Annotated in this window: 10 protein-coding genes and 2 pseudogenes; 7 read left to right on the top strand and 5 right to left on the bottom strand. The window is 34.1% G+C overall.

The annotated features are described in order from the left end of the window. Positions 1 to 842 precede the first annotated feature (842 nt). From FHP05_RS13585 to FHP05_RS15420, 5 genes and pseudogenes are all read right to left on the bottom strand, one after another. A pseudogene (locus FHP05_RS13585) lies at positions 843 to 2,124 on the bottom strand (IS110 family RNA-guided transposase). Between the two features lie 99 nt (positions 2,125 to 2,223). Next, entirely contained in the window at positions 2,224 to 2,721 is a 498-nt protein-coding gene (locus FHP05_RS13580; protein WP_147670235.1) for a hypothetical protein, read from the bottom strand. A 329-nt stretch (positions 2,722 to 3,050) separates the two neighbouring features. Next, positions 3,051 to 3,332 carry a recombinase family protein gene (locus FHP05_RS13575; protein ID WP_330998098.1) on the bottom strand — a complete coding sequence of 94 codons (282 nt, stop codon included), beginning with the start codon at positions 3,330 to 3,332 and terminating at the stop codon, positions 3,051 to 3,053. Continuing rightward, positions 3,318 to 3,428 (bottom strand): annotated as a pseudogene (locus FHP05_RS15715) (hypothetical protein); the annotation flags it as partial. The pseudogene FHP05_RS15715 and the gene FHP05_RS13575, both read right to left, overlap by 15 nt. 94 nt (positions 3,429 to 3,522) lie before the next feature. Continuing rightward, complete coding sequence (locus FHP05_RS15420; protein WP_191126359.1) at positions 3,523 to 3,690, bottom strand: hypothetical protein; 168 nt, start codon at positions 3,688 to 3,690, stop codon at positions 3,523 to 3,525. Between the two features lie 602 nt (positions 3,691 to 4,292). On the opposite strand from FHP05_RS15420, the gene FHP05_RS13570 reads away from it, so the two are divergent. The 7 genes from FHP05_RS13570 to FHP05_RS13540 all read left to right on the top strand — a co-directional run bounded on the left by FHP05_RS13570 (position 4,293) and on the right by FHP05_RS13540 (position 16,794). Continuing rightward, on the top strand, positions 4,293 to 4,529 hold the full coding sequence (locus tag FHP05_RS13570; RefSeq protein WP_147670233.1) for a TIGR04540 family protein: 237 nt from the start codon (positions 4,293 to 4,295) through the stop codon (positions 4,527 to 4,529). Between the two features lie 119 nt (positions 4,530 to 4,648). Next, on the top strand, positions 4,649 to 6,826 hold the full coding sequence (locus tag FHP05_RS13565) for a Z1 domain-containing protein (protein ID WP_330998097.1): 2,178 nt from the start codon (positions 4,649 to 4,651) through the stop codon (positions 6,824 to 6,826). 119 nt (positions 6,827 to 6,945) lie between these two features. Beyond that, complete coding sequence (locus tag FHP05_RS13560) at positions 6,946 to 10,182, top strand: helicase-related protein (RefSeq protein ID WP_191126358.1); 3,237 nt, start codon at positions 6,946 to 6,948, stop codon at positions 10,180 to 10,182. Positions 10,183 to 10,190: 8 nt separating this feature from the next. Beyond that, positions 10,191 to 10,955: a DUF4391 domain-containing protein gene (locus tag FHP05_RS13555; RefSeq protein ID WP_147670229.1), complete on the top strand. Its 765-nt coding sequence runs from the start codon at positions 10,191 to 10,193 to the stop codon at positions 10,953 to 10,955. Then, positions 10,956 to 12,800 (top strand): site-specific DNA-methyltransferase, encoded by a 1,845-nt coding sequence (locus tag FHP05_RS13550; protein ID WP_147670227.1) that lies wholly within the window; start codon positions 10,956 to 10,958, stop codon positions 12,798 to 12,800. It begins immediately after the preceding gene. A 14-nt stretch (positions 12,801 to 12,814) separates the two neighbouring features. Next, positions 12,815 to 15,799 carry a type III restriction-modification system endonuclease gene (locus tag FHP05_RS13545; RefSeq protein WP_147669218.1) on the top strand — a complete coding sequence of 995 codons (2,985 nt, stop codon included), beginning with the start codon at positions 12,815 to 12,817 and terminating at the stop codon, positions 15,797 to 15,799. A 152-nt stretch (positions 15,800 to 15,951) separates the two neighbouring features. After that, a complete protein-coding gene (locus FHP05_RS13540) occupies positions 15,952 to 16,794 on the top strand; it encodes a toll/interleukin-1 receptor domain-containing protein (protein ID WP_147669215.1) in 843 nt (280 codons plus the stop codon). Position 16,795: the final 1 nt, after the last annotated feature.

Below are 16,795 nucleotides of genomic sequence, written 5' to 3'. Positions count from 1 at the left end.
AATTTTATCAAAAGGTGTCCTTTTTGTTTACTCAAATAACAACATAAAAAGGCGTGGGGCCTACACTTTTTTTAGTGTAAGCTCCCACGCCTTAGTTTTTATTTACTGGGGTTTTGTCCCAGCCTCGTCTTTAATCAGTATTATTCAACAATCGGGCGTGATTTTTGAATAATACTGATTATTTATTATATTTTGTATTTATTACAACATAGAAATTGCAGTAACGTCAAAAGTCAGATATATATTGGTGATACATATTTTTTGAATTCTATTTCAAAATTAATAGCACCCAATTACACTTATTTGTTATGCAACATTGATGAATTTAGTATTCCTCAGTCCTCGATCCAGCATCAATATCCATATCTTCTATATTTGTTTCAACATCAATTTCATAGTCATGTTTTTTTAGGTGAATTTTCCTCCCTCTATATACTCCCTCTATATACTTTAAATATCTTTCATTTTCTCTTGTTTTCTCACATTTACTCAAACACTTAATAAAGATTATTTGTGATATTTATGTTCGGGTATTTATTTCGGAAGATTCTAACATGTTTTTACCCATCCTAACGACCAAACTGGTTATGTTTGGAAAAAATTATATAACCGTGCGTAATATTCTCCACGCAAATCATGGTCGCTCACCCTCCCATATCTCACCGGATTATGGTCCATAAATTCCTTCGTCCTGCGTATCCACGAGGTGGAGGTCGGATATGCTCCTCAGCTGGGTCATATTTGCCCGAATGGAATAAATAAGCTCCGACTCTGCACTATTGGTGTTTGTGGTTTGAGAAATACAAATATAAAAGATGATTAATAAACTAAATTAAGCTTCTCTAAGCTGCCTGTAATGATTCTATTTGTGGTAATCCCCGTAGTAATTTATTTCCATCAAATGGACACTGTTTTTTGCCTATGGCAAATAATACACGCAATAATTTACAACATAGTGCGATAAGAGATTGCTGTTTTTTCAGTGGACGATTTGGTCGTGTTGTATAGTAGTGATGGAGTGCTTTAAATGTTTGATTATGTGCAACCATTGGTCTTACAGCTAAGTATAAGGCTTTTCTTAGCCTTTTTCGTCCACGTTTGGAAATTCTTGATTGGCCTTTGAATTTTCCGGAACTGTGCTCACGTAATGATAATCCAGCTAAATTAACGAGCTGTTGTGGATGATTATAGTTCCTAATGTTTCCAACTTCTGCGAAGAAGGTGGCCACTGTCGTGGCGCCTAGCCCAGGAATACACATCATCTCTTTAGCACCTGGTATCTCTTCCACAAGGTTTTCTAGTTGAAAATCTAATCCCTCTAGTTGTTCCCTATACAAGTCATACTGTTCAAGTAGACTAGTCATTTCTAATTGGGCAAATTTCATACCAATTGAAATTCCAACACTTTTAGTGGCTGTTTCAACAAGTCTGGTAGCTCGTTTGATTCCTACACCACGTTTTACATGTGGTTTCCACTTTGAAAGTACTTCTTCTGGTGTCATTTCTTTAATGTGAGAAGGAAATGGAAATAGGCGTAATGTACAAAGTGCGGCCTTTCCTTTCCAATCCGCAAACACGTCAAAGAATTCCGGGAAGTATCGTTGGATATTATTTTGAATACGACCTTCGATAATCATTAGCTGTTTGGTAAGTTGATCTCTTAATTTGACGCCTTCTCTTAGTTCGGCATAAATGCCTTCTAAAAGATTTGGTACCGAGTATCGACCGTCCTTTATCAGCTGCGCAATGACACGGGCATCTTTCGTATCATTTTTAGTTGGAGAATTATCATCTAACTCTTTACTCTTTTTGACATGCATTGGATTCACTAGAACAAAGTCATATCCTTTTGCCTTCAAAAAGTAGGCCATTCAACCAATAATGACCTGTAGGTTCTACTCCAAAGATAACATGCGATTTTTGATTTTCCTTTTGATGCCTAGAAACCCAATCTAACAGCTTTTGAAAGCCGTCTATACGATTTTCAAAGATCAATCGTTTTCCAAATTCTATACCTCGATCATCTTGTGCACGGGCTACGTGTTTGTCCTTGGCGATATCAATTCCTACGATTAATGTAGAAGGTGTGATTTGCATGATTTTATGATTTTGATTATAATTCATTTGAGTCCTCTCCTTGGTATCTATAATTTCAGGGTCAATGCGCATTGACACCTTGTACTATACCAGGAGAGCTCTTTTTTATGCAAACCTCTAATTCCCTCAAATATCTTCATTACAGGAATGCTCTTCATTACATTCATTTCTTTCTTCTATAGGTGCAATGTCTGGGTTGTCTATAGGGTTTGTATCCGAATCGCCAGCTATACCCAAAGCAATCACATAAAGACCATGAATGATAACAATTTTCTGAAGAACAACCCAAATTGCTGACGAATTTAATGTATTTAATATGGAGCCAAATTGTTTGCAATATTTAATAAAGTCTTCTAAAAATTCTTTGTCTAATGATTCAATCTCTGAATTAGGATTATTTTCAACTTTTTCATCTGCGACTTTTCTATATAAGTTCTCAATGTCGTTAACAGCAGATTCATAGACTCTATTTATAGCAACTGATGAGGCAATAGATATGGAATTTAATTCTGAGAGAGGATGCAAGTTTGATTGCAAGTGCTCAGATGTGGTTTTTAAATATGACTGATTTAATTTATCAAGCCCTAAGGCTTGTTGCCCTAATACACTTAAAGTAGAATCCAATTTTCTTGAATCAAATTTGTTTGCTGTTTTAGCGTACTGACAACTGAACTCATTGCTGTTTCTTTCAGTGTTGAAAGCCCTGATGAAATCTTCAAATTATCCTGATTCAACATTCTGTGTTGTAAAAGGCTCTCACCTAATAAAGTCGCTGTTTGACTCTTTAATTCTTCAAGTCCAATTAATATATGGTTTATTAGATTATGCAGGCTTTACAGAGCGTTTTTTACGAAATTGCTGTACACGATCCCATTGCTTCTGTTCAATGCTGGCTTCATGTTTTCATCAACTAGAATATATTCTTTGTTCTTTCTTTTACGGTGTTTCTTGGCTCAATTTTTATACATATTAAAACGAATTTTGCCTATGTAAATTGGGTTGTCTAGGATTGTTTTAATAGTGTTAAATGGAAAAGGGTTTCCTCTTTTTGTTTTATAGCCCATGGTATTTACGCAGTTTACAATTGCCTTATAACCTAGATTTTGTTCAGCGTAATCAAATATTAAGCGGATGATATGTGCCTGTTCCTCGTATATCACTAAATGTTTATTGACACTATCGTAACCTAGTACTCTTCCACCATTGTAGTATCCTTCTTTTGCACGTTGGATCATTCCCATCTTCCCACGGTCAATTATTACATTACGTTCATACTCTGAAATGCTAGACAAAAGTTGAAACATCATTTTGCCTATCAGAGTTGCAATATCAAAGTTTTCCTTAAACTTATCAAGCTAATATTTGCTTGTTCACAGCGTTCAACAATCTCTAAATCATACTTTGATTTACGAGAAATACGATAAATCATATATAATAACTGTACTTCATCACTTCCTGAACGAACTTTTGTAGATCATCAATCCGTTGTTTGGATAAAGATGATGATAATCCGATATTTGGTAGTGATGATTGATTTAATTCTGCCTCACTTAAAAATGGTACTATGTTGTCTGTATATTTATCTGTCCTCATTTGGTCTTCGCCTCCTTTCAATGGATATTAGTCATTGTTGATTGAATACATCTGCAAGCTTTGATAATCCCTTTGATGTCTAAGAAACTTCCCAACGCTGTTGTTGAGCTGATTGCCCTTGCTAATTGTTTGCTTTAAGACATTTTGTTTTAGTTATCTAAAGTAGTGATAGCCTTTTAGTGTCAACTTCAATAAGAGTCCATCCGTTTAGCTTTGGTTAACCAGAAGTAAGCCCTGATCTTCTAAACCCAAAAGATTCACCTGTTGTATGTCATATTTGACCAGGAAATTCACGGACCTCACTTGTCTATTTCTTTTGCACTAACAAGGATACGTGCTAATGATTGCTGCCTCCTTTCAAGAATGCGCTCCTCTCGTGTCGTCTCTGTAAACAAAAAGAAATCCGTCATCTATCCTGAATGGATAAATAACGACTTATAAAAAGGGGTGGGGCATGAAACGGTAGTATACCCCCTTTGTTCATATTGAATGGTGGTGCATAGAAAATATGTTGATTTTTTTCATAATCTATTGTGTTACTATAGAACTAGAGATAGAATAAAGATAAAGTATGAAAAAAGTAAGAACACTGAGGTGATTCTATGGAAATAAAGCTATTTCAGAAGACACAAAGGGATTTAGCTGCGACTATAAACCTAGTAATTGATACATATTGGGAAGATGACGTAAGTGAAGTTGAAATGATTGAAATGATCCAGAAGTTATATAGTAATAATCAGAATAAATTTCTTAAGGACAGTAGATTCACAACTGTTCTTCAGCAGCAATGTGGAAAGAGACGATTGGAAGTTGTTAGTAGGGTGTTAAATTTGTATTAAGCAAAAAATACCATGAAACGACATAGAGTTCTGAGTAACCAAAGGAATTATTTCAAGGTTTAATCGATATGCAAAGTGAATATGGCTTTATGATATATACAGTACTGGAGATGAGTATTTTGATTACTAATGAAGAGAAAATAAAAACAAATGAGTTATTTTATAGCTTACTTCATGATAAAAATGATTACGATATGGCAACTCAAAAGTGTATTGAAGATACTGTAATCGATTTGATTCATAAAAAGACAAATAATAACCACCCAGGTATGCTGCTTGGAAAAATCCAAAGTGGAAAGACAAGGACATTCATAGGGGTTACAGGATTAGCTTTTGATAATAACTATGATGTTGCTATCGTTCTGACAAAAGGAACTAAGGCATTAGCTTATCAAACGTATGAAAGATTAAAAGATGAATTTAACGTATTTGTTGAAGATGATTATCTGCAAATATTTGATATTATGAATCTCCCAGATAATTTAGCGCAATATGAATTAGATCAAAAGTTAATTTTCATTGTTAAAAAGGAAACGAACAATCTTAAGCGGTTAGATAAAGCCTTGAATCAAACTTATCCAGAACTTAAAAATAAACGAACTCTGATAATTGATGATGAAGCGGATTATGCAAGCATTGGTTTTAAAAAGACGGATAGAGAGATTTATGAAATTAATAGAATAGCTGGTCAGATAGATTTATTGAGACAAACGATTAAAGACTCAAGTTTTTTACAAGTAACAGCTACTCCCTATTCCTTATACCTACAACCTGATTCTAATATTGAACTTTCTGGATATACATTTAAACCTATTAAACCAGCTTTTACGCATCTTGTTCCCCATGGCAGTAATTATGTGGGTGGCGAATATTACTTCCAAGAAAGTCAGGATGATTCATCAATTGCCTTTCATTTACATAATCCGATTGATGATGATGAGCTACAAATTTTAAAGAAGTCGGATAGGCGTAGATTTAAGATTGAAGAAGCTTTAAAAAGTAACCGAGTAAAGTCATTGAGGGATGCTGTTGTTAATTTTCTAGTTGGAGGTATCATTCGTCGTAAGCAAGATGAAAATAGGAGATTAAGAAAATCTAAATATAGCTTCATTATTCATACAGAACAGCGGCAAGCCTCTCATCAATGGCAAGAGGTAATAGTTACTGCAATTATTGATCAGTTAACTTTAGCATCCGAAGAGAACCCATTATATTTTCAACGATTAGTAAAAGATGCGTATGATAGATTAAGTCTGTCTTTAAACATTCTTGGAGTAAATGTGCCGTTTATAGATGATATACAGTATCTTGCTAGAGAATCTCTGCAAAGAGGGCATGTAATGATTACTAAAGTAAACTCAGAAAAAGATGTTAATGAATTATTAGATGATACGGGACAGTTAAAACTTCGTGTACCTTTTAACATCTTTATAGGAGGTCAAATTCTGGATAGAGGTATTACAATTAGTAATTTAATAGGTTTCTACTATGGACGAAATCCTCTTCAATATCAACAAGATACGGTTTTACAGCACTCTAGAATGTTTGGTTACAGACCAAAAGAGGATTTAGCAGTTACAAGATTTTACACAACCTCTAATCTTTATCAGGTGATGGGTAAAATCAATGACTTTGACACTGCTCTCCGTAATGCAATTACTAACCAGAATAATAATAGTGTTGTATTTATTCAAAGAGATAACAAAAATAATATTGTTCCATGTAATCCAAATAAAATTATTCTATCAAAACTGACCTCATTAAAGGCTCATAAACGATTGTTGCCAGTTGGTATGCAGACTTACTCAAAAACAAAGATACGACAGTTAGTAAATGAAATTGATGATAAAGTAGATTATCTGATTAGAGATAATATGGAAAAACTGATTGATTTAGAAGATGCTTCAAATATTATTTCGATGATTAACGATACATTTGACTCCGAAAAGGGAGAAGAATGGGATGTTAAATCATTTATATCAAGTCTCGAATATCTATCTAAGAATGCTACAGAAGATCAGAATAAAGTTTGGCTTGTTGTTAGGAAAAACCGTAATATCAATCGTATACGTAAGTCATCGGGGAGATATGAGGATGCTCCTGATACACCAAAAGGTGAAAACAGTGAACTTCGAATGGCAAAAGAACTTGCTCAAGATATTCCAGCACTTATACTACTGCGTGAAGAGGGGGATGAAGAAAAAGGTTGGAGAGGTTCACCGTTTTGGTGGCCAGTACTTGTGACCCCAGCTTCTACACAGCCAGTAGTTTTTGCGAGAGAAACGATTGATAAGTAATCTCTTATTTGATAATAACTTAACCCAATAGTATACATACATTGACATTCATTTAATGTATTAAATCATATTGAAGAATAGTCTTTGGGTATAGAACAGGCAAAGCAGGGAGGATACATATGCAAAAGCTTCTTGATAATAAGAAAATGGGATCCATAGGTGAAACTATTAAAGAAAATATAAAATCCAATGCCAAATTGTCTATTATGTCGGCTTATTTTACTATTTATGCATTTAATGCATTAAAAAAGGAATTGTCAAAAGTTGATCGTGTTAAGTTTTTATTCACTGAACCATCTTTTACCAGCACACTACATGATATAAAGGAAAGTACTACCCAACTACAAAGAGAACGTTCCCTTTCTGGCTTTGAAGATGAAGCTGGGTTCCGTAACTTGTTAACTCAGAGTAGGATTGCGAAGGAGTGCGCCGCATGGATACATGAAAAAGTAGATGTAAAGTCATTTAAAACATCTGTTCCAACCATGAACATGTTGAATGTTCAAAATCTAAGAAATGACTCATTTACCATGTTTGGTAGTGCTAACTTTAGGAGCAGTAGTCTAGGGTTTACTTATTCTGAGGATCCAGCCCTAACTACTTATACGGATGATAAAGTAATGACGCAACAATATATTCAGTGGTTCGATACTTATTGGGAAGATCAGAATCAACTTGAAGATGTAAAAGAAGAATTACTTTGTCAACTTGAAGTATTGTACCAAGACCATAACCCCGAATTTATTTATTTTGTCACGCTTTATCATATATTTGGGGATTACCTGAATGAACTAGATGAAGATACAATAGTAAAATCAAAAACGGGTTTTCATGAAACGACTATATGGAATAAGCTTTATAAATTTCAAAGGGATGGCGTTCTTGGTGCAATCGATAAACTAGAAAAACATAACGGTTGTATTATTGCAGATAGTGTTGGACTAGGTAAAACATTTGAAGCTCTAGCCGTTATTAAATACTACGAATTGCGAAATGATAGAGTACTAGTATTAAGCCCTAAAAAATTACGTGAGAACTGGACGATATATACCCTAAATGATAAAAGAAACATTTTAGCTTCTGATCGGTTCAACTATGATGTTTTAAATCATACAGATTTGAGCCGCTACTCCGGAATGTCAGGAGATATTAACTTAGAGACTGTCAATTGGAGTAACTATGATCTGATTGTAATTGATGAATCACATAACTTCCGTAATAACGATGCAAGAAAGGATCATGAGACCAGATACCAACGATTAATGAATAAAGTTATTAGGGCAGGTGTTAAAACAAAGGTATTAATGCTATCAGCAACACCTGTAAATAATCGTATGAAAGATTTGAAGAACCAAATTGCTTTTATCACAGAGGGAGAAGACGATGCCCTAGAAAGAGTGGGTATTCATAGTATCGAAACATCATTACGTAGGTCACAAACTGCTTTTAATAAGTGGTTAAAGTTAGAGGATCATGAACGTAATACTGATCGACTATTAGAAATGTTAAATACGGATTATTTTAAGCTTCTTGATTCATTAACGATTGCACGTTCTCGTAAACATGTTGAAAAATATTATGATTTAAAAGAGACAGGTAAATTTCCGACCCGTTTAAAACCAATTAATGAACATGCACCGATTGATAATCAAAATGAATTCCCGTCATTGGAAGAGGTAAATAAACTTATAAATCGACTTAATTTAAGTGCTTATGCCCCTTTGAGATATCTTTTGCCTGAAAAACGAACGGAATATAGCAAAAAGTACGATACGGTAATAAATAATAAATCTGTATTGACTCAGTTAGATCGTGAGCTTAGTTTAATTCATCTTATGCGAGTCAACCTATTAAAGCGGATGGAAAGTTCCATACATTCGTTTGGGAAAACTATTGCATCGTTACTTCATAGGATTGATGATCTTATCTACAAGTTGGATCATTACAAAGAGTATACTAATAGCACGTTGAAAATCAATGAGATTAATATTGAAGATGATGAATTAGAAGACATGTTAATAGGTTCCAAAGTCAAAGTATTAATTCAGGACATGGATCGTATTAAGTGGAGACAAGCATTAGAAGATGATAGGCATTATTTAGAACAACTAATCACTGAAGCAGCAAAGGTACAACCACATCGTGATGAAAAATTACAATATCTAAAGCAACACATAAACAAAAAAATTAAAAAGCCAATAAACAAAAACAACCAAAAGATTATTATTTTTACAGCTTTTGCAGATACAGCTAATTATCTGTATGACAATATTTCCGAATGGGCAAAGGAATACCTTGGAATCCATTCAGCACTTGTTACTGGTTCTGGCAGTAATAAAACAACAATGAAGGGTGTAAAGACGAAAGATTTAAATGCAGTATTAACCCACTTTTCACCAGAATCAAAAGGTAGAGACACACTGTATCCAGATGCATCAGAAGAAATTAATATATTAATCGCCACAGACTGTATATCAGAAGGTCAGAACCTACAAGACTGCGACTATCTTGTTAATTATGATATCCACTGGAACCCTGTACGTATAATTCAACGTTTCGGACGAATTGATCGCCTAGGTTCGAAAAATGATAAAATCCAGCTTGTAAATTTTTGGCCCAATATGGAACTGGATGAATATATCAATTTGGAAGCACGTGTAACAGGAAGGATGGCATTAGTAGATATATCTGCAACGGGTGAGGAGAATGTTATCGATTACCAGGGCGAGAAAATGAATGATCTGGATTATCGTCGTAAGCAGCTTGAACAACTCCAAGAGGAAGTAATAGATCTTGAAGAAATGTCGGGTGGACTATCTATTACAGACCTTACATTAAATGATTTTAAGATGGATCTGGTTGAATACGTGGAGAATCATAAAGAAATGATTGAGAAAGCACCATTAGGATTATATGCAATCGCACCAAATCATTCAGATCCAGATTCAGATTTAAAGCCAGGAGTCATTTTCTGTCTACGTCAAATCAATCAAAAAACAACTATTCCAGATCAAAGTGCATTAGAGCCATATTACCTTATTTATATTGATGAAAATGAACGTATTTCCTACAGTCACGTGAAAAGCAAGCAAATCCTTGATTTGTATCGAAAACTTAGTCTTGGTCAAACAGAAATTTATCCAGAATTAATTCATGCATTTGAACAAGAAACGAAGGAAATTACGGATATGGAGAAGTATCAGTCAATGTTATCCAGTGCTACTGATTTCATCATCGGTAAAAACGAGGAGATGGGTATGGCATCGTTATTTAGTATCGGTGAATCCTCTCTTTCATATGATACTTTCCAAAAAGCAGAAGACTTTGAGTTAGTTTCTTATCTTATCGTAAAGTAGGTGATTCCATGCGAAGTCAACTTATTGATGTTTTCCATATGCCGCAAAAAACTGTCTTTAATCGTAAAATAGCGAAGAAACAATTTTATGATCAAGGTCAATTAACACCTGCTGAAAAAGAGCTGTTAACTACTGAAATTGACAGCATCTATTTACTGGCTATCTGCAAACAGGATACACTAAACATTTCTAAGTACGTTAATGTAGATAAGCGGTATGAAGAAATCTATTGGCTATCCGTTTCATTTAAAACGATAAACAGGTATGAACGAATGGTGAAGCTGTTTCACAAAGTCTTGCCAAATCCAATTGTAATTATTGCATCCTATGAAAATGAGAACATTAGCATTAGTGCTGCGCATAAGAGGTTAAACAACAATGATGAGACTAAGGTCGTAGTTGGAAATGTAATTCAGTCACCCTGGATTACATTATCGGATGTTAATGATGGAGTACAACGTTTTCTACAGCGGATTCGTTTTAATAACTTATCATATAGTAATCTCTGGGCGTTTTATGAAAGTGTGCATTCAGCGATAACGATGAGCCCATTAATTGAAAAAATGAGTACCTATCCCAAAATAAGTACATCGTCTGAAGAGTTGTTACCACTAATCACTTCACTTAATGATGTCGATAAAAGCATAGATCAACTTCGAAAATCACAAAAAGAACGGCTTGATTTTGGGGAAAAGATGGAACTCCACATGACGATAAAGAAAAGGGAACAAGAAAAAGAACAGATATTGAAACAAATAAGGGAGTTGTGTTAGATGGATAAGCTAGACGGTAAAACATTTGATGTTGTTGAAGATAACATTGAGAAAATGAAAGAACTATTTCCTGACATATTTACAGAGGATAAAATTGATATGGATAAGTTCATGTTGACTTTGGGGGAACATGTTGAAAAGGATAAAGAGCGTTATGAATTTACATGGAATGGTAAGACAGAAGCTATACAGATGGCACAGAAACAAACGACTGGAACATTACGTCCGTGTAAAGATGAAAGTGTAAAATGGGATACAACTCAAAATCTATTTATTCAAGGGGATAATTTGGAAGTTTTACGTATCCTTCAAAATTCATATAGAAATAAAATTAAGATGATTTATATTGATCCTCCATACAATACGGGGAAAGATTTTGTTTATAAAGATGACTTTCGTGATAATGTGAAAAATTATAAAGAACGTATAGAAGAGAATATGAAGTCTAATGCGGAAACAAATGGAAGATTCCATACAGATTGGTTAAATATGATGTATCCGCGTCTTAAGATTGCTAGAAATTTGTTGAATGAAAAAGGAGTTATTTTTGTTTCAATCGATGATATTGAATTGGCTAATTTAAGAAAAGTTATGAACGAGGTTTTTGGTGAAGAAAACTTACTAGCAGAATTAATTTGGGATTTAGGGACTGGCACCCAGGCTGGACACTTTACGAGATCTCATGAGTATATACTATGCTTTGCAAAGGATAAAAATCTTCTTCCGAATTTCTCAGGTGGAGAGGGAATTATTGAGGATAGGGCTAATAAAAAAATATCTAATAAAAATCCAAGTAGTACTTTTAAATTTCCTGCGGGTACAGAATTCAATGCTCCAGACGGAACTGAACTTATAGGTGAATGGGGCGGCTCGGAAAAGGTAAAATTAATTGAAGGTAAAATGATTGCACAGCATGGGAAATTAGTTGAGGATATAATCCTAGAAGCAGGTTGGTCTATGAAAAATCAAATGAAGGCTTGGTTCGATGGAGAAGAAGTATTTGATAGTAAGGGTCAAAAGGTAATAAAGTTCTTTTTTAACAGTAATGGCGTCTTAAGGTATCAAAAAGAAAGATCTATAATTAATCCTGCAACAATATTGAAAGATAAAGGTTCTACTAAAATTGGCTCAAAAATTGTACATAGACTTTTAGGTATGGATATATTTGACTTTCCGAAACCTGTTTCATTAATTAAGTTTTTAGTTGAGTTAGTAACTGATGAGGATGATATTATTTTAGATTTCTTTGCAGGTTCCGGCACAACAGCCCATGCGGTTATGGAATTGAATGCCGAAGATGGTAAAAATAGAAGGTTTATAATGGTTCAATTAGATGAAAGGTTATCTGACAATAGTAATGCATCAATTAATAGATTTGATAATATTGCCCAGATTAGTGCATTAAGAATAAAAAATGCTGGGGAAAGTCTTCCTGTTAATTTAGACAATGGATACAAGGTGTTTAAGTTGGATGAAACTAACCTACAAGCATGGGACGAAGAATCTTTAGATCTTGAAAAAGATTTACTGGATATGATTGATCCAGTCAAAGAAGGGCGAACACAAGAGGATGTTGTTTATGAAGTTTTACTTAAGTATGGTGTTGATTTAACTGTACCTATAACACAGAAAGAAATAGCAGGAAAGGCAGTTTATGATGTAGGAATGGGGTATCTTTTAATTTGTTTGGAACGTGATCTTACTTTAGAAATTATTGAACAGATCGCGGAATTAAAACCTGCACGTGTTGTTTTCTATGATGAAGGGTTCAAAGATGACACAGTTCGAACAAATGCTCAACAAATCTTAAAGCGCCACAACGTAGAAGATATCCGTGTTATTTAAGGAGGTGTTCAGTAATGAAGATTAAATTCGATGAACAGCAATACCAATTAGATGCTGTCAACTCTATTGTAGACATTTTTGATGGACAACCTGTAAAAGTATCTAACTTCTCAGTAGGTGCTGGACATATTCTTGGACAGCAACAAACAGAATTAGGTATTGGTAATAAACTTGAACTGTCAGAACAAGAAATATTAGAAAATATACAAACGATACAAATGCGAAATCACTTGAAGAAAAGTAATGCTATCCAGGACTGGAACTTTACTGTCGAAATGGAAACTGGTACTGGAAAAACGTATGTGTATACTCGTAGTATTTTTGAACTAAATAAAAAATACGGTTTTTCGAAATTTATAATCGTCGTACCAAGTGTGGCTATACGCGAAGGGGTATACAAATCGTTCCAAATGACTGCTGATCATTTTAATGAATTATACCCAGGGCAGCATTGTCATTATTTTATCTATGATTCATCAAAGCTAGAGAAAGTTCGTGAGTTTGCAACAAGTAGTGATATTGAAGTAATGATTATTAACATCGACGCATTCAGGAAAAGTTTCGATGATCCTGAGAAAGAGACAAAAGCGAATCTTATCCATCGTGAGCGGGATACGATGAATGGGAAAAAACCAATTGAGTTCATTCAAGAAACAAACCCTATAGTCATTATCGATGAACCTCAAAGTGTTGATAATACAGAGAAGGCGAAAGAAGCAATTACATCACTCAACCCATTATGTAAATTGCGTTATTCGGCAACACATAGAGAAACGTATAACTTGATGTATAAATTGGATCCTATTGATGCTTATGACCAACGATTAGTGAAAAAGATCGAAGTGCTGTCAGTGAATTCGGATGATGATTATAACGATCCATACATTAAGCTTATTAGTGTTTCAAACAAGAGTGGTTATAAAGCAACGATAGAGCTTGACGAGAAAAAGAAAAACGGTAATGTAACGCGTGTTCGAAAACAGATAGATCCTAATAAAAAGAACAATCTGTTCCTACTATCTGGTGAGCGTGATTTATATCAAGGTTATGTTGTAGATGGAATTGATTGCTTCCCAGGCAATGAATCGATAGAGTTTGAAAATGGCAAAGTACTGGGACTTGGTGGAGTGATTGGTGGTATGGACGATAACCTTTTAAAAAGATATCAAATCCGTGAAACAATCCGAACTCATTTAGACAAAGAGTTAAAACTAGTTCATAAAGGGATAAAGGTACTTAGCTTGTTTTTCATTGATAAGGTTGCTAACTATCGTATTTATAACGATGATGGTACATGGAGCCATGGGAGATATGCTCAAATGTTTGAAGAAGAGTATATGAACCTAATTAAGCATCAGAAATATCATGCGTTGTTTAAAGAGGATAGTTTTCTTACAAACTTTAATGTGGAAGATGTTCATGGCGGTTACTTCTCGCAAGACAAAAAGGGGAATTTTAAAGACAGTCGAACAACAAAAGATGGTTCTCTCCGTTCGAATAAAGATGATGAATCCTTCTTTGAGCTGATCATGAAGAATAAAGAAAGATTACTAAGTTTTGAGGAGCCAACGCGGTTTATCTTTTCTCACTCGGCACTTAAAGAAGGATGGGATAACCCAAACGTATTTCAAATTTGTACGTTAGTCGAAACAAAAGACACGCTAACAAAACGACAAAAAATCGGACGTGGTCTTCGCTTACCAGTTAGCAAAGATGGTCGCCGTGTTTATGATGAAAATGACAATATATTAACCGTTGTTGCAAATGAATCCTATGAGGAGTTTGCAGATTCACTTCAAAAAGAAATGGAAGATGAAACAGGCATTAAGTTTGGATATATTGAGCAACAGGCTTTCGCACCAATTACTTTTAAGGACGAAAATAATGAAGAACAAATACTTGGTTATAAAAAGTCCGAGAAATTATTTGATTATCTGTTAGAAAAGAAATACATCGATAAAAAAGGTAAAGTAAAAGATTCTCTTAAACAGGATTTAGTAAGTGAAGATTTTTCGGTGCCAGATGAATTTTTACCTGTACAACAAGAGATTGAGCGGGTAATTAAAAAGTCGATTAAAAAGCTACCTGTATTTAATGAAAAAGATAAAGTTTCCATTGGGTTGAATAAAGAAGTATTACTAAGTGAAGACTTCAACCAATTATGGGATAAGATTAAATATAAAACTACATATTCCGTTCAATTGGATAGTGAAAGACTAATGAACGAAAGTGTATCAGCAATTAGAAAATTAGCCCCATTTAGAGCACGAAAAGTTAAACGGGAAAATGCACTCTTGAAAGTTGAGCACTCTGGGGTTACAGGTGAAGGACAAACATTAAGGGTATATGAAGCTTTGGAAGAAGATAGAAGGCTACCTGACATATTACGTTATCTGCAGGAGCAAACAAATCTTAAACGCCGAACTATAGTGGATATACTTATAAAGTCCGAACGTCTAGATGATTTTAAAAGGGATCCACAAGCATTTATGGAAGCAGTAATGAAAATCATTAATCGAGAAAAGCGTAAACTGATCATTGATGGCATTAAATACGAGAAGATTGGTGACTACGAATATTATGAGCAATCACTTTTTGAAAATGAAGAGCTTGTAGGATATATGAAAGCTAATGCAGTTAAAGTTGATGATGACAAATCTGTCTATAATTACATTAAGTATGATTCTGATACAGAAAAAACATTTGCGGAGAAACTTAATAATGATGAAGATGTAAAGTTATTTGTGAAACTTCCTGGATCCTTTGTCATTGACACTCCATTAGGAAACTATAATCCTGACTGGGCAATACTAGTCGAGAATGATGGTGTAGAAAAACTTTTCTTCGTCATCGAAACAAAAGGAAGTACAGATCAAGAGGATCTTCGCTTACGTGAAGATGGTAAGATTGAATGTGGACGTAAGCACTTTGCTGCACTTGAGAATGGTGTTAAGTACGATGTTGCAAGTAGTTATGAGCAATTGAAAGAGAATATATAATAAATTACCGCTAGAGTGTTTAGCTTAGACATCTAGGATTTTAACTAACAAGAACGCTAAAGACTGTTAATTATAAATGTTGCAGTTTCTTTAGCGTTTTATTTATACGATATTGATAATTTAAACTACAAATGTAGAAAAGGGGTAAGGTAATGAGCATCAACGAGACTAACTTAAGAAGAACCATCAGAAAAGAAGGTGAACTTTCAAAAAAACTGGTAGCGGTAAGGAAAAGAAGAGACGATGAAGCAAAGAAAATAAATACAATAACAAAGAAAAAGAATGTGACGAGATCGGATTTACAAAGGTTGGAACGATATCAGAAGAATCTATTAAAGTATGAAAAAGAAATGACACAGTTAATGGAACAGATTCGCAAAAATAATGATGATATTAACAGAAATAAAGAAAAAGTCGATAAAGAACAAAAGCGGGAGTACGAAAAAATGATGAAAACTATTAAATCTCAAACAAACACGAATGAGAATTATATGAACAAGGTATCGGAAATATCAGAAAGGTTAAATGAACTGGCTATAGATGTTAAGCATACTGCACATGAAAAGGAAATTATAGAATATGACGTATTTTTATCTCATTCAAGTCTTGATAAGGAAACTTTTGTTACCGAACTTTCTGAAAAGCTAAGTAATAAAGGGCTCAATGTCTTTGAGGATGTAAAGGTGTTCAAAATAGGGCAAAGTCAAACTGATATGATGAATATGGGAATTTTAAATTCAAGATTTGTTGTGGTCTTCCTATCATCTAATTTCATTCAGAGTGGATGGTCTGAGTACGAATTCAAGAGCTTTTTAAACCGAGAAATTAATGAAAAGAAAATAATTATATTGCCGATATGGCATGATGTTTCGGTTGAACAAGTGCGTCAATATAATCCTTATTTGGTTGATAAGTTTGCTCTAAGTACGGATAAGTTTACTGTAGATGAAATGGTTGAACATATTTCTCAGGTAATATCACAATCTAAAGAATAAG

The sequence above is a fragment of the Cerasibacillus terrae genome (assembly GCF_008039555.1).
Taxonomy (GTDB): Bacteria; Bacillota; Bacilli; order Bacillales; family Amphibacillaceae; genus Cerasibacillus; species Cerasibacillus terrae.
The sequence above is the reverse complement of the archived record's forward strand: the minus strand, read 5'-3'. Positions and strand labels throughout refer to the sequence as shown.